Consider the following 21489-nt stretch of genomic DNA (forward strand, 5'->3'; position numbering starts at 1 on the left):
ATGCGTTTTGCCCTGCCGTCCGCGTTCCTCGCTCCCCTGGCAGCCACCGCCTTCCTCGCAACCACGGCTCTCGCGCACGGCCCGACGCCGCAGAAGGTGGATCAGTCCATCGCCATCGCGGCAAAGCCCGATGCCGTCTGGGCCGTGGTCGGCGATTTCGCCGGCGTTTCGAACTGGCATCCGGACGTGGCCAAGAGCGTCGGCACCGGCGGAAACGCCTCGGGCGGCCGTCGCACGCTGACCCTGAAGAACGGTGGCACCCTCGATGAAGGCCTCGACGAGTGGGACGCGGCCAAGCGCAGCTATTCCTACCGACTCGGCGACGCCGACCTGAAGGCGCTACCGGTCTCCTCCTACTCGGCGACGATCACCGTCTCGCCGGACGGCGAGGGCTCGAAGGTCGAGTGGCTCGGCCGCTTCTATCGCGGCGATACCGGCAACGAGCCGCCGGAGGAGCTCAGCGACGCCGCCGGCAAGGATGCGATGAACCTCTATTTCAGCAACGGGCTCAAGGGCCTGAAGGCGCGCCTGGAGGGCAAGACGGCGCGATGAATCCTTTGCGCCCGATGCTCCTTGCCGGTCTCGTCCTGACGCTCTCCAACCCTCGGGTGGAGGCCGGGCCCGTCTATGTGGCGAGCCAGGGAGCCGGGACGCTGAGCCGCATTGAGGCCGGGGCCACCACGGTCGCGGCCACCATCGCGGTGGGGCAGGGGATCGCGCAGGTGGCGGCCGGACCGAACGGCCGCCTCTACCTGAGTCAACCGGACCACGCGGGGATCGACGTGGTCGACGGGCGGACCCGTGTCGTCCTGCGACGCCTGCCGTTTCCGGGACAGGCCTTCGGCATCGCCGCCTCGGCGGATGGCGAGAGCCTCTTCGTCGGAGACTGGGCCGGGGGGCGGGTGGTCCGCCTCTCCGCATCGACGGGCGCCGTCGAGGGCGACTGCCCCGTGGGCAAGGACCCGGCCGGCCTCGTCCTCGATCGGCGGGGCCGCCTCTACGTGGCCGACCGCGAGAGCCGGCAGGTCAGTGTCATCGACACCGCGCGCATGGAGCGGGTGGCGACGGTGCCGGTGGGCGAGGGACCGTTCGCCCTCGGGCTGAGCCCCGGCGAAGACAGGCTCTACGTGGGCAATGTGCGCAGCGGCGACCTCAGCGTCGTCGACACGGGCAGCTTGACGGTGACGACCACCGTGAAGATCGGCGGGATGCCCTACGGCGTCGCGACCAGCGAGGATGGCAGCCTCGTCCTCGTCACCAACCAGCAGGCGGGCACCGTAGCGGTGCTCGACTCGGGCAGCCTCGGCCTCAAGGCGACGATCCCGGTCGGGCGCTACCCCGAAGGGATCGCCGTCGATGGGGCCTTCGCCTATGTGGCGAACTGGTTTTCGGATTCGGTCTCGGTCATCGACCTGAAGTCGTTGAAGGAAACCGCCCGCATCCCCGTGGCAGAGGGGCCCCGCAGCCTCGCCGTCGGCTCGAACCCGGAGGCGGTGCGATGAAACGGGTCACACGCGCGATCCTGTGCCTTCCCCTCGCCCTGGCGGCCTGCGACAAGGGTGACGAGGCCGGCGGCGAGGCCGCGAGCACCGAGGATCAGGCCCTCGTCGCCACGAAATCGGACGCCGACGTTCCAACCTGGCTTTCGCATACGGACCCGACCGAGCCGGCCCGGTGGCTCGCGAGCCGCGAGGTCGGCAGGCCCGCCGCGGAGGTGGGCTCGCAGACAGAGCATCTCCGCCACAGCCTCGCTCGCGCCAAGGAGGTCTTCATCGAGGATCCGCGCATGATGGCCAACCGCATCGTCCAGCTCGGCGAGATGCTGGCCGAGGCGGGAAAGCCCGAACCCTATGCCGATTTACTCGACGGGCTGGAGGAGGTCGCCGCCGCCACCCACCGCAAGCAGCTCTTCGGCGAGATGTGCCAGCACTATTACAACACCCGCCAGCAGGGAGCCGACCGGGCGACGACGCTGGCGAGGCTGAAGGAGCGTTACTCGCTCCAGGATGAGGGACGAGCCCCCCGTGAACGGGAGAACCGGCAATGACGGCCGTCCTCGTCGTGGACGATCATCCCGTGGTCCTGCGCGGCTTCCGGCGCCTCATGGAGGATGCGGGCGTCGAGACGATCCATGAGGCCACGGACATCATGTCCGCGTATCGGATCTTCCACCGCCTGCGCCCGCAGATGGTAGTCGCCGACCTGAGTTTGCAGGGCGAGGGATTGTCCGGCCTCTCGCTGATCCGGCGCATCCACAATCTCGCGCGTGACACGCGGATCCTCGCCTTCAGCATGCACAACGACCCGATCATCGTCTCGCGCGCCCTGGAGAGCGGCGCCATCGGATACGTCTTCAAGGATGTTCGGACAGCGGAATTCCTCAAGGCCTTCGAAGCGGTACGCGCCGGGCGTAGCTACCTCGATCACGATCTCGCGGTAGAGATCGCGGTGTTGCAGGCCGGAGCCCGTCGCTCGCCCCTGGCTGATCTGAGCAATCGCGAGCGCGAAATCCTTTCGCTCCTCAGCCGCGGCACCTCGTATCAAAGCATCGCCGACGCGCTATCTATCAAGTACCGAACGGTTCTCAACACCTGCTCCGCCATGCGTCAGAAGCTCGGTGTCAGCACGCTGGCAGACCTCATTCGTATCGCGGTAGATCAGGAAAATCGATTGCGCTGAACATTGGTCTGAGACCCATGCAGCGTGACGATCCTTCGCCCTTGGCGAAGGATCGGTCAGCGATATCCGAATTGCGAACCACTCCAATTCGAGAGCACTGTCCCCTCCGACGATACCGGGCAACCGCTTTTCACAGCCCGAGCGGAGCGTTCCCGGCAGATGCAGGCGGCGACCACCCTGACAGGCGATTGGACGATGGTCGTCACCGCGCTGTTGCTCGCCGTCTGCATGGGTCTGTGGGCAAGTGGCATCGTGGCCGAAGTGGTAACGGCGATGATGTTCTTCGCCGCAGCCATGCTTTTCAAGCTCGCTCCCGCAGCGACGGTCTTTTCTGGCTTCTCATCATCCGCTTTCTGGCTCGTTCTGAGCGGGATGGTAGTCGGTCTCGCGATCACCCGGACAGGCCTTGGCACTCGCTTGGCGCGAAGCCTCGCGGGCCGGCTGACCGGATCCTATACCGGCTTTGTAGCGGTCATCGTCACCCTGTCGTTTGCCCTTGCCTTCGTAATGCCCTCCAATCTCGGGCGCATCGCCCTGTTGATCCCGGTGGTTCTGGCCCTTTGTGATGCATTCGGCCTGGAGCCTGGCCGCCCCGGGCGAAACGGCGCGGTCCTCGCCGTAGCCCTGGCGACACCATTGCTCTCAGCGGCGATCCTCCCCGCCAACGTCCCCAATCTGGTCATGGCTGGCACGGCGGAGACCCAATACGGCCTGCATGTCGGCTACCTGCCCTATCTGCTGCTCCACGCGCCGATCCTCGCCGGTGTGAAGGGGATCCTTCTGGTGGCTGTCATCGTGCGCCTTTTTCCAGACCGGATGAGCCCAGCCACCATCGGTATCGGCGAGACAGGACCGGCTTTTTCCGCGCCGGAAGTGCGATTGACGATCATCCTGGCACTGACGCTGGGTTTCTGGGTGACGGACAGCCTGCACCATATCGCCCCGGCCTGGATCGGGTTGATCGCAGCAGTGATCTGCCTCCTGCCGCGCGTCGGCGTCCTTCCGGCGGAAGCCTTTGGCGCGGTGAACCTGAGAACCTGCTTCTACGTGGCCGCTCTCCTCGGGCTGGTCGCCGTGATCAATGAGACGGGTCTCGGCACTCGGCTAGGCCATGTCCTACTTGCCGTAGCTCCGCTGGAACACGGAGCATCGGCGCAGAATTTCGGCGTGTTGACGATCATTGCGGCGCTCTTTGCCATCGCCGTCACAGCCAACGGTGCTCCCGCCCTCTACACGGCCTTGGCCGGTGAGATGTCCCGCGCGAGCGGTCTGGACCTCACGAGCGTGGTGATGATCCAGGTCGTCGGATACTCGACCCTGTTCCTTCCCTACCAGGCTCCGCCCATCGTGATGGCAATGGATCTCGGCCGGGTACCGCTCCGATCGGCGACCATTCTGACACTCGTAGTCGGTCTGTCGTCACTGCTCATTGTAACGCCGCTCGACTACCTCTGGTGGCGTATTCTCGGCCAGATTCCATGAGGACGAGCCGAATGACGATCATGTGAGTGTGTCACACCGCAATGCACATCTAACCGGCTTGCGCATTGGCGCATGGCCCTTACCCCTTTAGAGACGGTCCAATCTGAGCAGCATACCTGCTGGCATTGGCCCCAAAGCGCCGAGGACTTTCGCAGAATGGCCCCCACCGTCAGACCCACGGTCGCGCAGCCGCTCTCGCCCCATCTCCAGATCTACCGCTGGACCTGGACCATGGCGATGTCGGTGTTCCATCGCGTCACCGGTACCGCGCTCTACGGCGGAACCGCCCTGGTAGCGATCTGGCTTGTCGCACTGGCCTCCGGCTCAGCTGCGTACGGCTGGGTCGCTTGGTTCTTCGGCTCCATCATCGGGAAGCTGGTCCTCTTCGCCTACACCTGGATCCTGATGCACCACATGCTCGGTGGCCTGCGCCATTTCATCTGGGATTTTGGCTACGGCTTCGACCGTGAACGGCGATTGGGTCTGGCTCGCGCGACCCTCATCGGCTCCGTGATCCTGACCGTCCTGATCTGGGCGCTCGCCCTCGTCCTGCGCTGAGGAGCGACTCCATGGTAGACAACCGCCAGAACACGAACGTGACCATGCGTACCCCGCGTGCGCGGGTGAAGGGTCTCGGCGCCTCCGGCCACGGCGCAGGGCATTTTTGGCAGCAGCGACTGACCGCCGCCACCAACGCGCCTTTGATGCTCGGCTTTGTCGTCATCGTCGCAATGATGGCCAATCGGCCTTACCCCGAGGCGGTCGCGCTGATGTCGCACCCGCTCGTTGCACTCGTTCTCATCCTCGCCGTGATCTCGGTCACGCTCCACATGAGGATCGGCATGCAGGTCATCATCGAGGATTACGTCCACGACAAAGGACTGAAATTCCTGAGCCTGTTCGCCAACAACGCCTATGCGGTCGTCGTCGCCGTTGCCTGCCTCTACGCGATCCTCCGCGTGAGCCTCGGCAAGCTCGTCTGACCCGCCCACGAACCCGAAGGATCTGCCCATGGCCACCAACGGAACCAGCGGCAACGGCGCGCCCGCCTATTCCATCATCGACCACACCTTCGACGTGGTAATCGTCGGCGCCGGCGGGGCCGGTCTTCGCGCCACGGTGGGCTGCTCTCAGGCTGGTCTCCGCACGGCCTGCATCTCGAAGGTTTTCCCGACCCGCTCGCATACCGTGGCGGCGCAGGGGGGAATCTCTGCCTCCCTTGGAAATATGGGCGCGGACGATTGGCGCTGGCACATGTACGACACCGTGAAGGGGTCGGACTGGCTCGGCGATCAGGATGCCATCGAGTACCTCGTGCGTAATGCGCCCGCCGCCGTCTATGAACTGGAGCATTGGGGCGTCCCCTTCTCCCGCACCGAGGAAGGCAAAATCTATCAGCGCCCCTTCGGCGGCATGACCACCGATTACGGCAAAGGCACCGCACAGCGCACCTGCGCGGCGGCCGACCGCACCGGCCACGCCATGCTCCATACGCTTTATGGGCAGGCGGTGAAGAACCACACCAACTTCTTCATTGAGTACTTTGCCCTCGACCTCATCATGGACGAGGAGGGCCGTTGCCTCGGCGTCATCGCCATCGATCAGGCCTCGGGTGAAATCCACCGTTTCCGTGCCCAGATGACCATCCTGGCCACCGGCGGCTACGGACGCTCGTATTTCTCGGCAACCTCGGCCCATACCTGTACGGGTGACGGCAACGCGATGGTGCTACGCGCCGGCCTTCCGCTTCAGGACATGGAATTCGTGCAGTTCCATCCTACCGGTATCTATGGCGCCGGCTGCCTCATCACCGAGGGTGCCCGCGGCGAGGGTGGCTACCTGACCAATTCCGAGGGCGAGCGCTTCATGGAGCGCTATGCTCCAAGCGCGAAGGACCTCGCCTCGCGCGACGTGGTCTCACGCTCGATGACCATGGAGATCCGGGCCGGGCGCGGCGTCGGTAAGTCAAACGACCACATATATCTCCATCTCGACCATCTCGACCCGGCGATTCTGCACCAGCGCCTGCCGGGCATCTCAGAATCTGCCAAAATCTTCGCAGGCGTCGACGTCACTAAGGAGCCGATCCCGGTCCTGCCGACCGTACATTACAACATGGGCGGCATCCCGACGAACTATCACGGCGAGGTACTGACCCTGAAGAACGGCAACCCCGACACGGTGGTGCCGGGCCTGATGGCGTTGGGTGAAGCTGCCTGCGTCTCGGTGCACGGCGCCAACCGTCTCGGCTCGAACTCCCTCATCGACTTGGTGGTGTTCGGCCGCGCAGCCGGCCTACGTTGCGCCGAGATCGTCGAGCCGGGCCGTCGCCAGATGGACCTGCCTAAGGATTCGGCCGACAAGGCGCTCGGCCGTCTCGACCGCTTCCGTTATGCTGATGGCGGCACGCCGACGGCGGAACTGCGCGCCGAAATGCAGAAGACCATGCAGAACAACTGCGCGGTCTTCCGCACCGGCGAGGTTCTGGAAGAAGGCAAGGCTCTGATCCATAAGGTCTGGCAAGGCGAAGCCGACATCAAGATCACCGATCGCTCGCTGATCTGGAACACCGACCTGCTCGAGACGCTCGAGTTCGATAACCTGATCGGTCAAGCCGTTGTCACCATGGAATCGGCTGCCAACCGCAAGGAAAGCCGCGGCGCCCATGCTCGCGAGGACTATCCCGATCGTGACGACAAGGAATGGATGAAGCACACGCTGTCGTGGCTAGACGACAAATCTCAGCAGGTGAACATCGATTACCGTCCGGTCCACACCTACACCATGTCTAACGAGATCCAATACATCGAGCCGAAGGCTCGCGTTTACTAGGAAAGCGGCTGCGGTCGCTCCCGACGATGGTACTCACGAGACGGATTTAGGCACGCCGAACCATGGCCCAATTCAACCTACCCAAGAACTCCCGGATTACCGAGGGCAAGACCTGGCCTCGGCCGACCGGGGGCAACAACCTTCAGGAATTCCGGATCTATCGCTGGAATCCGGATGACGGCGCCAACCCGCGTGTCGACGTCTATCAAGTCGATCGCGACGATTGCGGGCCGATGGTTCTCGACGCCCTCCTTTGGATCAAGGCCAAGGTCGATTCGACGCTGGTGTTCCGCCGCTCCTGCCGCGAGGGCATCTGCGGCTCCTGCGCTATGAATATCGAGGGTCAGAACGCGCTCGCCTGCACCATGGGCATCGACGAATGCCAGGAGCATGCGAAGGGCAAGAAGACCGGCGCGGTGCGGATCTACCCGCTCCCGCACATGCCGGTCCTCAAGGATCTGGTACCCGACCTGACCAACTTTTTTGCTCAGCATGCCTCGGTCGAGCCCTGGCTCCAAACCGAGACACCGGCCCCCGAAGGTGAGTGGAAACAGACCCCGGAGGACCGTGCCCAACTCGATGGTCTCTACGAGTGTATCCTGTGCGCTTGCTGCACCACGTCCTGCCCAAGCTATTGGTGGAACGGCGACCGCTTCCTGGGTCCCGCTGCGCTTCTACAGGCCTATCGCTGGCTCATCGACAGCCGTGACGAGAACACCGGCGAGCGTCTCGACGCTCTTCACGACCCGTTCCGGCTTTATCGCTGCCATACGATCATGAATTGTGCCAATGCCTGCCCGAAAAGCCTCAATCCCGCAAAGGCCATCGCTGAGATCAAAAAGATGATGGTGTCGCGCGAAATCTGATACCTGAGCCCAAGACACCGAACTGCTACCAAAGCCGAGATGCCCAACATCTCGGCTTTGGTTATTCGTAGCCCTATTTCGTGATTTTTACCGAGACCGGATCGCTTGAAGGAAAGGTCTCCTCCAACGCTTCATCGAGTCGTTCGCTCATCTCATCCTGGTTATTACCGGGATTCGTCTTGTCACCGCCGCGCGCCGGGTCAACGCGAGGTTTCTCGTCGGCATCGGACGTGGCTTTTGGCTTCGGGTCGGACATCAGCGTCTCCTGGTGCTTGCCCGGTCATCACCGGGGTTGCGCATTCACCTCGACCAACGCGGATGGGACGACGCCCGATCCCTTTCATCGCTGGCGGTACGGCGGCTCGTCTGTGCGACGGTGGCGTTTACCGGACATGAGTCGATCGTCGCTACCCTGGCCATACCGGCCGGAGCTTCATGGAATCCTCGAGCTGGCCGAGGGATCGGGCGCGCCATGCATATCGTGATCCTCGCCGAGTTCGCCGTAGCGAGTGGCGGTGCTGAGAAGGTGGCGGTCGAATCTGCGCACGGCCTCGCTAGGGCGGGGATCGACATTACCTACATCCAAGCCATCGACGGCGCGGTGGATCCGTTACTCGATCATCCGAACATCCGGCATATTACCCTCGGCAATGCAGACATCTGGAGTCGCCCCCCTATGGAGGCGGCCTTGTCTGGCCTTTGGAATTGGCAATCCGCCGCACGCCTGCGCTCCATACTTCGCAGCCTCCCGAGGCCAGCAGACGTTATCCACCTGCATCAATGGACCCGCAGCCTTTCACCCAGCGTGTTCCCTGTCTTATTCGACAGCGGCGTCCCCGTGGCGGTGACGTTGCACGATTACTTTCTTTCCTGCCCCAACGGCGTCTATTACCGGTTCGATCAGGATCGCCCATGTGGACTGAGGCCACTCTCAAAGTCCTGTGTCGTAGCGCCTTGCGATCCGAGGAGCCGCTTTCACAAGGCCATCCGGGTAGGGCGAAGCGTCGTTCAAAGCCGTGCCTTGCGATGGCGCCATCTCGATCTGGTCCATGTCTGCGATGCCAGCCTCCGCCGCGCTGACGATCTGCAAGGCTCGTTCTCCGTGACGCATCATCGGGTCGACAATCCCGTCCGGGTGGAAAGGGGAGTACGGGCCAACCCGGCTGGGGCGGCAGCTATTGCCTATGTAGGTCGCCTGACGCGCGAGAAAGGCGCGGACCTCGTCGCCGAGGCAGCACGCGATGCCGGCATGCCGGCCCTCTTCATCGGAACTGGACCATTAGAGGCGGAACTGAGCGTGCAGCCGCATGTGGAAATGCTGGGATGGCGATCTCCCGGCGAGGTATGGACCATCCTTGCTCAACGTGCGCGTGCCGTGGCCGCGCCGTCCCGGTGGTACGAGACGGGACCTCTCACCGTCTACGAGGCTTTGGCGACCGGGCTTCCTGTCATCGCGTCAGACCGCTCCGGTGCCGCCGAAAAAGTCGTCAACGGCGTCACCGGTTATGTAGTCGCACCGGAGCGGACAACGCTCGCGGCGGCTTTCCGAAATCTCGACGCGATGACAGCGGAGACGCTCGGGCGTTCCGCTCACGCTAGATATTGGAACGCGCCGATGTCGATCGACGCCCATGCCGATGCACTTGTCCGCCTCTATCGAAGGATCACCCGAAACGTATCGCCTGCAACGCCCGATGTCTTAGAAACACCAAGTCATCGATAGCTGCAGAAAACCTGTGCGTCGGCTCCCACGTGAGATCCATCGAAAAGGATCATCCTCGAGCCCAACATGCTCAACACAGCCGCCAATGAATCGTTACTGCGGACGTCATATTTCACAATTCCTAACTTGCTGGCCTACATTGCATGCTCAGATCCTTCGGCATCCCGCTAATTTGAATCCAACACCGGGATGGCACTGCTACTGGTGGGCTCCCGCTAAACGCCCCATCTTGACTTCCATATTGCACCGCAACATATCGATAGTGCGGCGCGTCATCCCGTGTCGCCACCGCTCATTCAGAGAGGAACGACATGAACGCGCCAACCTACGAGATTCCTGCCGAGCTTCGCGACTTCGCGGAGAAGAGCGTCGGTCAGGCCCGGACTGCCGTGAGCAGTCTGCTCGGCACGGTGGTCAAATCCGCCGAACAGCTTCAGACCTCGTCCAACACGGTGCATGAGACGATCCAGTCCGTGATCGCCAAGGGCCTTGACCAAGTCCAGGCGAATGCAAGCTCGACGTTCGACTTCGCTCAGAAGCTGGTGCGTACCCGCGACGTGAAGGAAGCGTTCGAGTTGCAGAGCGCGTTCCTGCACAGCCAGATTGCCACGATTCAGACCCAGGCCAAGGATCTCGGCGCCCTGGCGCAGAAAGCGACCAAAGGCGCCTGAATTTGCCTCAATGCGCGGACTGGCCGATTGCCGGTTCGCGCGCAAACCGGAGAAGCGGTATGGTGTCGGCGCAGTAAATGCGGTCCAACTGGAGTTCCGGCATGAACCGCGGAGGGCGCCGACCGGTACCTGGCGATGCATGTCCGACGATGGATGAAGGGGACGCGAATCATGGCAATACGCCGACCAGCACGCTCCGTAGAGCGCCCCAAAAGTAAAGCCAATCGATCGACCCAGCCTGCCAATGCGGACGCCGCTCCGACGACAGCCGAAGCGCCGGATATCGTAACGAAGTCGCTCGAGGTGGCTCCGACCTATCAATCGTCGAGTATCGATTCTTCCTTGGTCGGGGCATCTCTGCCTGACGGCTCTTCCCCGGTCATCGCGCCCCTGTTGGAGACCGTGTCTTCAGATGCTTTGACGGCCGGACAGTCTGTGACGGAGATCCATTCCGGCATAGCAGAGACGCTCGCGGAGGATGGGGCATCCGAAGTCCACGCGCCTGCCGCCGTAAACGTATCCAACGCCGCGCAAGATGATGCGCCAGGACATGCCGGCGATGGCGAGGCGCGAACGGAGCACGAGGCGGAACTCGCATCTCTCCTGCCTGCCGAGATTGAGAGTGCGATCGCCTCGGCGAAAGATCTTGCCGCTCAGTCGCCAACCATTGAGGCCCCCTCGGCATTGGAGGAAATAACCGCCGCCAACGATACGCTGGCGACCTATGTCCGCAATGAGAGCATTGCCACTCTTGCGCATTGGCGTGCCTTATCGGCGGCAAAGAACCCCGCTGATGCTCTCCGTCTCCAAGTGAATGAAATGCAACGGGCAGCCGACGCCTCTCTCAGCTGCATTGCGAGTCTTGCCCGCCGCGCGGGCCGCATCGCCGACACGCTTCGACGCCCCGGACACCCCTCGCGCTGACGCCCCGGCGCGTCTAGATATCTCGGATTCCGCAGCGGCTCCGCTGTCTGCGCCTACCATCCGGGAGATCGCGATGATTCATCGGCCGCTGCTCGCCTGCCTCGTCACGGCGTCCATCGTCGTCTCGCCAAACGCTCAAGCGCAGATGATGAAGACGCCGGAAACGCACGTTCCGGCCAAGATCGTTCCCGGCTCGAAGGGCGAAGTCCATCTTTCTTTCGCGCCGGTGGTGAAGCGAGCCGCTCCCTCGGTGGTCAATGTCTACGCGTCGCATGTGGAGCAACGGGGCACGTCGCGAAGCGCCATGGACGAGTTCATGCGCCGGTTCTTCGGCGAGCAAGGCTCTGGTCGTGGCCAGGGCATGCCGGGCGAGCGGGCACAGAAATCCTTGGGGTCCGGCGTCATCGTGGATGAATCTGGGCTCGTCATCACCAACAACCACGTCATCGATAACATGAATGAGGTTCGTGTCTCGCTCTCCGACCGAAGGGAGTTCGAGGCGAGTATCGTCTTGCGCGATCCCCGCACTGACCTTGCCGTCATCAAGATCAAGAGCCCCGTTGGCGGACTCGTGCCAATGCCGATGGGGGATTCCGAGGCGCTGGAGGTCGGCGACTTCGTGATGGCGATCGGCAACCCGTTCGGCGTCGGCCAGACAGTGACGCAGGGCATCGTCTCGGCGGTGGCGCGTACCCAGGTCGGGTCTTCGGACTACCAATTCTTCATTCAGACCGATGCGGCGATCAATCCGGGCAATTCCGGCGGCGCTCTCGTTGACCTGCAAGGGCAGCTCGTCGGCATCAATACGGCGATCTACTCACAATCCGGTGGAAGCCACGGCATCGGCTTTGCCATCCCCACAAGCATGGTTCGCGCCGTGGTCGAGACAGCCAAGGGTGGTGCCACGACGGTACGCCGCCCGTGGCTTGGGGCGCGGGTGCAGAACGTGACACCGGACATCGCCGAGAGCATGGGCCTCGACCATCCGACCGGAGTCTTGGTGGCGAGCCTGCAGCCGAAAAGCCCGGCCGAAGAGGCCGGGCTGAAGCGCGGTGACCTGATCCTCACGGTGGACGACAAAGTCGTCGATGATCCGGAAGCCTTTGGTTACCGCTTTGCCCTGAAGGGAATCAGCGGAAGTGCCAAGTTCGGCATCCTGCGTGGCACCTCCCGCTCCACGATTTCAGTCAAACTCGCCTCTGCTCCGGAGACACGACCACGCGAGGCGGTGAAGCTGCGCACTCGCTCGCCCATGTTCGGCGCCACCCTCGTCAACACTTCGCCGGCCGTCGCGGAAGAATTGCAGAAGGATTTCGCCTCCGAGGGAGTAGCGGTCTCGTCCGTAGAGGAAGGGTCCATCGCGGCTCGCAACGGACTCCAGGTCGGAGACGTGGTCGTGGCGATCAACGGAGCCCCAGTGACCGCCACGAAAGATCTCGAGCGCCTGATCCGGACCAATCCCGGCATTTGGGAGATTACGATTAATCGCGGCGGCACAGTGTTGACCTCGGTATTCGGAGGCTAGAGGCCTCATTCAGTCCACGCATCCGGTATCCTCCGGCACCGGGCTCCAGAGGCATGCCCTGGCGAATTAAACGTTGGTCATAGGAGGCCGGGATCGCGTGTGATTCGCTGGATGCCCATATGAGGAAGACGTGCGAGGCGCCGATCCGATCTTTGCTCGGCATCCTAACTGTAAGGCAGGGCGGCAAGTCCACCGAAACGCGGGGACGAGGTCATTTGCAGATTGCGGGATGGCGCAGCCCGCGTCTTCTATGCGTCAATGTCCGATCTCTTCGCCTCCGCCGGTCTGCAGAACGATGCGCCTCGCCCGCTTGCGGACCGTTTGCGTCCACGCTCCCTCGCCGAGGTGGTGGGACAAGAGCACCTCACCGGGCCGGACGGTTCGCTGACCCGGCTCCTTAACGGCAAATCCTTCGGCTCACTGGTATTCTGGGGGCCGCCGGGTACCGGCAAGACCACGGTGGCCCGCCTTCTGGCCCACGAGACTGACCTCAAGTTCGAACAGATCTCGGCGATCTTTTCCGGCATCGCCGATCTGAAAAAGGTCTTCGAGGCGGCGCGCCAGCGCAGGGCGATGGGTCAGGGGACATTGCTCTTCGTGGATGAGATCCACCGCTTCAATCGGGCTCAGCTCGACGCTTTCCTTCCCGTGATGGAAGACGGAACCGTAACGCTCGTTGGCGCCACTACCGAAAACCCTTCCTTCGAGCTCAACGCCGCGCTTCTCTCGCGCGCCCGCGTCCTGCTGTTCCGCTCGCTCGACGACGTCGCCATCGCCAAGCTACTGGTCCGGGCAGAGGAATTGACGGGGCGTTCGCTGCCTTTGGACGAAGACGCGCGCGGCGTCCTCGTCCGCATGGCCGACGGTGACGGACGGGCCTGCCTCACCCTAGCGGAAGAGGTCTGGCGCTCTGCCAAGCGAGCCGAGATCTTCGACGCTGCCACCTTGCAGGAGATCGTCCAGCGCCGGGCGCCGATCTACGACAAGAGCCAGGAGGGGCACTACAACCTCATCAGCGCACTGCATAAGACTGTGCGTGGTTCCGACCCCGATGCGGCGCTCTATTATCTCTGCCGCATGCTCGACGGAGGCGAGGACAGGCTTTTCATCGCAAGGCGCCTCGTGCGCATGGCCGTGGAGGATATCGGCCTCGCCGACCCCCAGGCCCTCATCGTCGCCACTGCCGCTAAGGACGCATTCGATTTCCTTGGCTCGCCGGAAGGGGAATTGGCGCTCGCCCAGATCACCGTCTACCTCGCCTGCGCGCCGAAATCGAACGCGGTCTACAATGCCTACAAGGCGGCGACGCGAGTGGCTAAGGAGCACGGCTCACTGCCGCCGCCCCGGACCATCCTCAACGGCTCCACCAAGCTGATGCGCAAGATCGGCTATGGCGAGGGCTACCGCTACGACCATGATGAGCCGGATGCGTTCTCGGGCCAGGATTATTGGCCCGAGGCGCTGGGCCGCCAGTATTTCTATGAGCCCACCGACCGTGGCATGGAAACCCGCTACGGCGACCGCCTTGCCCATTGGGAGGCCTTGCGAAAGCAACGTCGTGATGAGGAACGCTGACCGCGACGTCCGGTGTTAGGGCGGCGCTCCGTCAAGCAGGAAGGCCAACCATGACCACGAATGCCTATCAGAGCCTCGCCACCCGCTTCGCCCGCATCGGGGCCATCGACGATGCGGCCGGCATCCTGGGCTGGGACGCCCAGACGTTCATGCCGGACGGCGCCGCAGAGGGTCGGGCAGAACAGCTTGCGCAGTTGCGGGTCATCGCCCACGAGATTCTCACTGGCACCGAGACCGGCGACCTGATTGCGGAGGCCTTAGACGACGAGACCGGCCTCGGGACGTGGGAGCGCGCTAATCTGCGCGAGATGCGACGAGCCTATCATCATGCGTCCGCCGTGCCGGGCGATCTCGTCGCCGCGAGCTCCAAGGCGTCGTCCCACTCCGAAATGGTATGGCGGGAAGCGCGGGCAGGATCCGATTTCGCGATGCTGGCACCTCATCTGGCCGAGACCCTGCGGCTGCAGCGGGAGGTCGGGGAGGCGAAGGGCGCGGCCCTGGGGCTTGCTCCCTACGATGCCCTCCTCGACGGTTACGATCCCGGCATGCGCCAGGCGGCGATTGATCCGCTCTTCGCCGAGCTTCGCGCGATCCTGCCGGGATTGATTGACGTGATCCGCGATCGTCAGGCTTCACTGCCGGCACCGATCCCGCTTCCCGGGCCATTCCCGGTGGAAGCGCAGAAGGCCCTTGGGTTGACGCTGATGCGCGCCGCCGGGTTCGACTTTCAACACGGACGGCTGGATATCAGCCTGCATCCATTCTGCGGCGGCGCCACCAACGATGTGCGCATCACCACGCGCTACGACGAGACCGATGCCACCCGCGCCCTGATGGGCGTGCTGCACGAGACCGGCCACGCGCTCTACGAGCAGGGCCGGCCGGCCACATGGCTCCACCAGCCCGTGGGGAACGCCCGGGGGATGAGCCTGCATGAAAGCCAGTCGCTGCTGATCGAGATGCAGGCCTGCCGCTCAGCCGAGTTCTGCGCTTACCTGGCACCTCGGCTGCGCGAGGCGTTCGGCGGGCAGGGAAGCGCCTGGGATGCCGACAACTTGCACCGCCTCTACACACGAGTTGAGCCGGGCCTGATCCGAGTCGATGCCGACGAAGTGACCTATCCGGCTCACATCCTCCTCCGCTACGACCTCGAAACCGCGATGATCGCCGGTGATCTCGCAATCACCGATCTACCGGGCGCATTCAATGAAGGCATGCGCTCGCTACTTGGTCTCCCGGTACCGAGCGACCGGCTCGGCTGCCTGCAGGACATCCACTGGCCCGGGGGCAGTTTCGGATATTTCCCGACTTATACCCTAGGCGCCATGGCGGCTGCGCAGTTCTTCCGCGCCGCTTGTGAGGACCTGCCCGGAATCCAAGCCGATCTGGCCGAGGGCGATTTTACCGCCATGCGCGGCTGGCTCGGCGAGAACGTGCACGGACGCGGCAGTTTCCTGGAGACGGACGAGTTGCTCGTTGCCACCACCGGCAAGCCCCTGGGCGCAGAAGACTACATGCGCCACCTGCGCCACCGCTATCTCGGGGAAAGCTGAACGCTCGCATCGGTTGGTTGCGAATCGGTTGCTGCGTGGCGATCCTTCGCGGGGTCGGACGTCCCTCGGGGTTTGCCGCTGCCGCCATGGCGCTATGCTCACAGCCGAAACAATCGTCCGAGCCGGATCGGATCCGGGGAAAGGTTCGCTTGAATGGTCGTCATCGTCGCAGCGATCGGGATCGTGGGTGCCGTCCTGTTCTGGATCATCCGCGCACATGGCACCGCGACGGCGCTGAGGGAGGTCAATCGTGACACGAAGGGCCTTCAGCGTCGGGCGAAATCGACCCTGGAGGACATCATCGGCACGCCGCTGAAGCGAGTGCGGGACGTCAGGCTCGCGGCGGTGATCCTGATGATCCAATTGGTGCGCACGGGTAGCCCCGTCACCGCCGCCGAGAAGACCAAGATCCTGGAATTCATGGATTCTCCGCTCCAGATCGATACTATCTCGGCCACGTTCGAGCGAGCGTGGACCTACACCGAGGCACGACGACCGTTCTCCCTCGTGGCAGACGAAATGCTGCCCCTGCTGCGGGACAACCTGACCGCGGCCGAGCGTCTGCATTTCATCGACATGCTTTCACAGGTCGCCAACGCCCATTCCGCCGCCAGCGAGTTGCAGCGAGAGGCGATCGTGCGGCTCAAGCGGCGGCTCACGGGTGGGAGCCCTGCGCTGAAGGCGAGCCGGGCCGGCGATTTCGAGCGCTGAGACCGGTGGACCGGGACGGGCCCAGCCTGTAGGTCGACGGCCCCCCATTCCAGCGGACCAGCGTCCGGAGATCCTACATGGCGGCCTGTGGCCTCGATTTCGGCACGTCCAACACCACGCTCGGCCTTGTCACCGAGGGACGGCCCGCCCTGCTGCGACTGGAGGGCGACCACGTGACAATTCCCAGCGCGATCTTTTTCCCGCCGGGTGGGACGCCCCTCGTCGGCCGCGCGGCCATGGCGGAGTACGTCGAGGGCACGCCGGGGCGGCTGATGCGCAGCCTGAAGTCAGTGCTCGGATCCTCGCTACTCGAGGAAACGACGCCAGTCGGGCGTGAGCGAATCCGCTTCCGCGACGTCATCGCCCGCTACCTCTCCGCTGTGAAGACGCGCGCCGAGGCGCAGGCGGGAACGGGCATCGATACCGTGGTCCACGGCCGCCCGGTCCACTTCGTCGATGGCGACCCGGAGGGCGACGCCCGCGCGGAGGATGCCCTGCGCGAGATCGCCCAGAGCATCGGCTTCCGCCACGTCTCGTTCCAATACGAGCCCATCGCGGCGGCGCTCGATTACGAGCAGCAGGTGACGGGGGAGGAGATCGCGCTCATCGCTGATATCGGCGGCGGCACCTCGGATTTCTCCATCGTCCGGCTCTCACCGGAGCGCCATACCAAGGTCGACCGGTCCGGCGACATCCTCGCCAATGACGGCGTACGCATCGGCGGTACCGATTTCGACCGGCGGCTCAGCCTCGGCACGGTAATGCCGCTCTTCGGCCTCGGCAGCCCGATGAACCGAGGCGACCTCGACGTGCCGACCGGGTATTTCCACGACCTCGCCACCTGGTCGAGCATCAACCGGCTCTACAATGCCAAGACCCTCCGCGAGATCGAGGAGGTCCGCCGCGACGCGCGCCGGCCGGACCTGATCGCTCGGCTCTACACCGTGGTGGAAGCCGAACGCGGGCATTCCCTGGCGATGGAAGTCGAGGGCGCCAAGATCGCTGCCTCGGATGCCGGCCAGGGCGGCGTCGCGCTCGGCTGGGTCGAGCCGGGTCTCGCCGCCAACCTCGACCATGCCGGCCTCGTGGCGCAGACGGAAGAGCTCTCTCGGCGAATCGCCGAGAGGATCGGGCGCTGCCTGAATCAGGCGGGCTTGCCGGCCGAGGGCATCGACGCCCTGTTCCTGACCGGCGGGTCCACGGGCCTGCCGCATGTCCGTGCCGCATTGGTGGCGGGCGTCCCGAATGCCAGAGTTGTGGACGGTGATACGTTCGGCTCCGTCGGGACCGGGCTGACCATTGAGGCGGGCCGCCGCGCCGCCTGAACTGCGGTTCATGCAACGTCGCGTTCTCGAAGCGCCCCATCCTCGAAGCGCTTTGCCCAGAGGGGCGAGGGTGTTACGAGCACGCGATGACCACCAGACCACCATCACGCGGCAATGCCGGACGTAAAGGTTCCGGCGCCGGCAAAGGCAGGCCGCCCGGCAGCGGCGGCAAGCCTTACCGTCCCGGCAAGCCCGGCACGTTCCGCAGGCCAGACCGCGAAGGCACTGGCCCCCGCACCAGCGCCCTCGACGCCGCCCATCGCGCGGCGCAGTTGCGCGGCGAGGCCGACAAGCGTGCCCCCTGGCGCCCCGGCGATGCCCCGGAGACGCCGTCCGATGACGAAATCCCGGTGGCCCGTGCGCCTCGGACGCGGGCGCCCCGTAATGAGGTAGCGGAGAAATTATTGGACGCGCCGCGTCCACGCCGCGCTGGCGCCAAGTCCCCGGAACCAGTGGTCGAAGGACCGACCCGGCGCGAACAGCGCGCCGCCGCCTCCGCGACTTTGGCCTCCGGCGTACAGACACTGATCGTCGAGGAAGACGAAGCCGAAATGCGGATCGACCGCTTCCTCACGACGCGTTTCCCGCAGCTACCCTTCACCCGTGTTCAAAGCATCGTCCGCAAGGGTGAGCTGCGTGTGGACGGTAAGCGCGCCAAGCCGAACGACCGGCTCTTGCCGGGCATGAGCGTGCGCGTGCCGCCCCTCAAGCTCGACCCGGTGGCGGAACGACCGCGCAGTGTTGCGCGTGACGCCACCGATGCCGACTTCCTGCGCTCGCTGATCCTCTACGAGGATGCGGACATGATGGTGCTGAACAAGCCCTTTGGCCTCGCGGTCCAGGGCGGCTCCGGCACCGTGCGCCACGTGGACGGGCTGCTGGAGGCTCTGACCGGACCGGACGGACAGAAGCCGCGCCTCGTCCACCGCCTCGACAAAGACACCGCCGGTTGCCTCATCGTCGCCAAGACACGCCTGGCTGCGGCGACCCTCGCCAAGAGCTTCCGCTCGCGGTCCGCCCGCAAGGTCTACTGGGCACTCACCGCCGGTGTCCCGCGCGTGCCTCAGGGCCGGATCTCGACCTATCTCGCCAAGGAGGAAGCCCCCGACGGCGACGCCCGAATGCGGGTAGCCCAGCACGGCGACGACGGTGCCGCCCACGCGCTCACCTATTACGCCATGGTCGACAATGCGGCGCAGAAGCTGTCCTGGCTTTCGCTGAAGCCCGTGACGGGGCGCACGCACCAGCTCCGAGCCCATGCCGCGCATATCGGCCACCCCATCGTCGGCGATCCGAAATATTTCAGCGTCGAGAACTGGGCGTTGCCGGGAGGCATCCAGAACCGGCTGCACCTCCTGGCACGTCGGATCGTCATTCCGCATCCGCGCACGTTGAAGCCGGTTGACGTCACGGCGCCTCTACCGCCGCATATGGCGCAGAGCTGGAACCTTCTGGGCTTCGACGCCTCGCGCTACGATCCCATCGTCGAGGCGCCGGAAGCGTGATCCGCTTTGGCCGCATCTGCGGGGAGCATCCGCGGATGCGCCTTGGCAATCGGGCGCCATGCCTTATCCTTGTGGTCGACCACACCCGTCGTTGCAGCGAGAACCCATGCCGATGACGTTCGCGACCATGGCCAGCACCGCCTTGATCGGCCTGTTCGTGTGCTTCGGATCAGCGTCGCTGACCGCCGAGGCTGCCGCGCAGGCGGCTGGTCCACAACAGACCCCGCCAAGTCCCGCGGTAAAAGCGGTTCCCGCTCCGGTAACGCAAAACCCAGCCCAGCCACCTCCCGCCGTCGGCCGCCATGGATCACAGGCGCGGGCGGGCGAACGCAGGCGGCGGTCCTATGCCAGTTGCAACCGGCTTTCGCACGCGCGCGGCCTGCGCGGCGGGGTCCGGCGGCGCTTTCTGATCCGCTGCAAGCTCGGCTACGAACGCCAGAAGCCAGGCCAAGCAGCGGCGCAACAACTGCAGCCAGGGCGTCAGCCGTAATGCGGCCATGCAGGACTCTTCCGTGAAGCTCGTCGTCTTCGACGTTGACGGTACGCTGGTTGATAGCCAGCACCTCATCGTTGCGGCCCAAGGCATGGCCTTCGCCGAGCACGGCATCGTTCCACCCTCGCGATCAGTCTCCCTTTCCGTTGTCGGCCTTTCACTGCCGCAGGCCTTCCGGCGTCTCGTAGGCGAGGATGGGCCTGTGGAAGGCCTGTCCGAGAGCTACAAGCGGGCCTTCAATACCTTGCGCTTGGATCCGGCCTATGAAGAGCCACTGTTCCCCGGAATGGGCGATCTAATCGAACGTCTGCATGCCCGAGACGATCTGCGCCTCGGACTCGCCACGGGGAAATCCCGGCGCGGTGTCGATCGGCTCGTAGAAAGCCATGGCTGGGGCGACGTCTTCGCCACCATCCAGACTGCCGACGACGCGCCATCGAAGCCCGACCCGGCGATGCTGCATCAGGCCATGGCCGCGGTTGGAGCACCGCCAGAGACGACAGTGATGATCGGAGACACCACCTACGACATGGATATGGCGGTGAGTGCCGGCGCGGCCGCCATTGGTGTCGCCTGGGGCTACCATCCGCCGGGAGCGCTGCTTGGCGCTGGGGCAGTGACCGTGGTCGAAACCGCTTCCGCTCTGGCAGATCTGTTCACGGGCGGCCTTCGGACGGTCACCGTAGACATGACGATTGCGGATCTTACCCGCGAGTAAAGTTCGCAACAGCCATTCAGTATCGCGCCGGCTTCCTGCTCGCAGGCTGCGAGACGATGCGCTAGAACCTCTCGCCATGAGTACAGACGATCCTGCCGATTGGCTTGGCGACGCCCCTCCGGTGCACGATCCGCACAAGGCCGTGCGCGCACAAACCCGCCCCGCATTGCCGAAGCGGTTCTACAAAGTGGCCGGCCTCGCGGGTAGCGAGGAGGGATTTCGCCTGATTCTCGATGGGCGATCTGCCAATACACCGGCCCGTAATCCGCTGACCTTGCCGACCCGCTCACTCGGCGAAGCTATCGCCGCAGAATGGGCAGCGCAGGCCGAGTTCATCGCCCCCTCGACCATGCCGCTGACTCGCCTCGCCAACACCGCCATCGACGGGGTCGCTCCCCGCCGTGACGCGGTGATCGATGATCTCTCGGCCTATGCAGGGACGGATCTCGTCGCCTACCGCGCCGGAGACCCGGAACGTCTCGTGGCCGATCAAGCCCGTGCCTGGAACCCCGTGATCGACTGGGCGCACGAGACCCTGGGCGTACGCCTGATCCTCAGCGAAGGCGTGATGCATGTGACCCAGCCGGAGACGTCGGTGAACGCACTTCGCGCTGTGATCGCGGCCGTCGAAGGGCCTTTCCGGCTGGCCGCGCTCCACACGATGACGACCTTGACTGGCTCTCTCCTGATCGCCCTCGCCACGCTGCATGGACGTCTCACTCCGATGGACGCCTGGGCGGCGGCGCATGTGGACGAGGCCTATCAGGCCAGCGTCTGGGGTAGCGATGCCGAAGCTGAGGCTCGGCATGCCCTGCGGAAGGCTGAATTCGAGGCCGCAGCGACGCTGGCAACCCTGGCTCGTTAAATTCATTTTCGCTGCCTTTCCCCCGTGCTAAGGCGCTTTTGA

General features: G+C 64.5%; 22 protein-coding genes. 21 read left to right on the plus strand and 1 reads right to left on the minus strand.

Annotated features, from left to right (window positions below):
- From ACYQR9_RS12315 to ACYQR9_RS12355, 9 genes are all read left to right on the plus strand, one after another.
- The gene (locus ACYQR9_RS12315; RefSeq protein ID WP_461226442.1) at window positions 1–552 is read left to right on the plus strand and encodes an SRPBCC family protein; all 552 of its coding nucleotides are present in this window, start codon (window positions 1–3) and stop codon (window positions 550–552) included.
- Window positions 549–1502 (plus strand): YncE family protein, encoded by a 954-nt coding sequence (locus tag ACYQR9_RS12320; protein ID WP_461226444.1) that lies wholly within the window; start codon window positions 549–551, stop codon window positions 1500–1502. Before ACYQR9_RS12315 ends, ACYQR9_RS12320 begins: the two co-directional genes overlap by 4 nt.
- Window positions 1499–2047, plus strand: a complete 549-nt coding sequence (locus ACYQR9_RS12325; protein ID WP_461226446.1) for a hypothetical protein — start codon at window positions 1499–1501, stop codon at window positions 2045–2047. The genes ACYQR9_RS12320 and ACYQR9_RS12325 overlap by 4 nt, the downstream gene beginning before the upstream one ends.
- A complete protein-coding gene (locus tag ACYQR9_RS12330) occupies window positions 2044–2679 on the plus strand; it encodes a response regulator transcription factor (protein WP_461226448.1) in 636 nt (211 codons plus the stop codon). Before ACYQR9_RS12325 ends, ACYQR9_RS12330 begins: the two co-directional genes overlap by 4 nt.
- Before the next feature lie 159 nt (window positions 2680–2838).
- Window positions 2839–4161, plus strand: coding sequence for an SLC13 family permease (locus tag ACYQR9_RS12335; RefSeq protein WP_461226450.1), 1323 nt, complete (start codon window positions 2839–2841; stop codon window positions 4159–4161).
- A 156-nt stretch (window positions 4162–4317) separates the two neighbouring features.
- Window positions 4318–4719: a succinate dehydrogenase, cytochrome b556 subunit gene (sdhC, locus tag ACYQR9_RS12340; RefSeq protein ID WP_207410576.1), complete on the plus strand. Its 402-nt coding sequence runs from the start codon at window positions 4318–4320 to the stop codon at window positions 4717–4719.
- 11 nt (window positions 4720–4730) lie between these two features.
- Complete coding sequence (gene sdhD / locus ACYQR9_RS12345; protein WP_056430368.1) at window positions 4731–5144, plus strand: succinate dehydrogenase, hydrophobic membrane anchor protein; 414 nt, start codon at window positions 4731–4733, stop codon at window positions 5142–5144.
- Between the two features lie 28 nt (window positions 5145–5172).
- The gene (sdhA, locus tag ACYQR9_RS12350) at window positions 5173–6993 is read left to right on the plus strand and encodes a succinate dehydrogenase flavoprotein subunit (protein ID WP_056430371.1); all 1821 of its coding nucleotides are present in this window, start codon (window positions 5173–5175) and stop codon (window positions 6991–6993) included.
- A 62-nt stretch (window positions 6994–7055) separates the two neighbouring features.
- Entirely contained in the window at window positions 7056–7859 is an 804-nt protein-coding gene (locus tag ACYQR9_RS12355) for a succinate dehydrogenase iron-sulfur subunit (protein ID WP_056430374.1), read from the plus strand.
- Between the two features lie 73 nt (window positions 7860–7932).
- Here the strand turns inward: ACYQR9_RS12355 and ACYQR9_RS12360 are convergent, their stop codons facing one another.
- Window positions 7933–8115, minus strand: a complete 183-nt coding sequence (locus ACYQR9_RS12360) for a hypothetical protein (protein WP_056430377.1) — start codon at window positions 8113–8115, stop codon at window positions 7933–7935.
- A 216-nt stretch (window positions 8116–8331) separates the two neighbouring features.
- Between ACYQR9_RS12360 and ACYQR9_RS12365 the strand changes: the two genes are divergently transcribed.
- The 12 genes from ACYQR9_RS12365 to ACYQR9_RS12420 all read left to right on the plus strand — a co-directional run bounded on the left by ACYQR9_RS12365 (window position 8332) and on the right by ACYQR9_RS12420 (window position 21447).
- Window positions 8332–9582, plus strand: coding sequence for a glycosyltransferase (locus ACYQR9_RS12365; RefSeq protein ID WP_461226453.1), 1251 nt, complete (start codon window positions 8332–8334; stop codon window positions 9580–9582).
- Between the two features lie 311 nt (window positions 9583–9893).
- Window positions 9894–10253, plus strand: a complete 360-nt coding sequence (locus ACYQR9_RS12370; RefSeq protein WP_461226455.1) for a phasin — start codon at window positions 9894–9896, stop codon at window positions 10251–10253.
- Window positions 10254–10424: 171 nt separating this feature from the next.
- Entirely contained in the window at window positions 10425–11177 is a 753-nt protein-coding gene (locus ACYQR9_RS12375; RefSeq protein WP_461226456.1) for a hypothetical protein, read from the plus strand.
- A gap of 73 nt (window positions 11178–11250) precedes the next feature.
- On the plus strand, window positions 11251–12702 hold the full coding sequence (locus ACYQR9_RS12380; RefSeq protein WP_056430390.1) for a DegQ family serine endoprotease: 1452 nt from the start codon (window positions 11251–11253) through the stop codon (window positions 12700–12702).
- Between the two features lie 258 nt (window positions 12703–12960).
- Window positions 12961–14277: a replication-associated recombination protein A gene (locus tag ACYQR9_RS12385; protein ID WP_461226459.1), complete on the plus strand. Its 1317-nt coding sequence runs from the start codon at window positions 12961–12963 to the stop codon at window positions 14275–14277.
- A 50-nt stretch (window positions 14278–14327) separates the two neighbouring features.
- Window positions 14328–15830 carry a carboxypeptidase M32 gene (locus ACYQR9_RS12390; RefSeq protein ID WP_461226460.1) on the plus strand — a complete coding sequence of 501 codons (1503 nt, stop codon included), beginning with the start codon at window positions 14328–14330 and terminating at the stop codon, window positions 15828–15830.
- Window positions 15831–15983: 153 nt separating this feature from the next.
- Entirely contained in the window at window positions 15984–16541 is a 558-nt protein-coding gene (locus tag ACYQR9_RS12395; protein ID WP_461226462.1) for a tellurite resistance TerB family protein, read from the plus strand.
- A 77-nt stretch (window positions 16542–16618) separates the two neighbouring features.
- Window positions 16619–17866 carry an Hsp70 family protein gene (locus tag ACYQR9_RS12400; protein WP_461226464.1) on the plus strand — a complete coding sequence of 416 codons (1248 nt, stop codon included), beginning with the start codon at window positions 16619–16621 and terminating at the stop codon, window positions 17864–17866.
- An 86-nt stretch (window positions 17867–17952) separates the two neighbouring features.
- The gene (locus ACYQR9_RS12405) at window positions 17953–19371 is read left to right on the plus strand and encodes an RluA family pseudouridine synthase (protein ID WP_461226466.1); all 1419 of its coding nucleotides are present in this window, start codon (window positions 17953–17955) and stop codon (window positions 19369–19371) included.
- A gap of 106 nt (window positions 19372–19477) precedes the next feature.
- Complete coding sequence (locus tag ACYQR9_RS12410) at window positions 19478–19861, plus strand: hypothetical protein (RefSeq protein ID WP_461226468.1); 384 nt, start codon at window positions 19478–19480, stop codon at window positions 19859–19861.
- A gap of 7 nt (window positions 19862–19868) precedes the next feature.
- A complete protein-coding gene (locus ACYQR9_RS12415) occupies window positions 19869–20582 on the plus strand; it encodes an HAD-IA family hydrolase (protein WP_207410563.1) in 714 nt (237 codons plus the stop codon).
- Between the two features lie 76 nt (window positions 20583–20658).
- The gene (locus ACYQR9_RS12420) at window positions 20659–21447 is read left to right on the plus strand and encodes an ATP12 family chaperone protein (RefSeq protein WP_461226470.1); all 789 of its coding nucleotides are present in this window, start codon (window positions 20659–20661) and stop codon (window positions 21445–21447) included.
- The last annotated feature ends 42 nt before the right edge of the window (window positions 21448–21489 follow it).

It is taken from the genome of Methylobacterium sp. CM6241 (genome assembly GCF_054817845.1).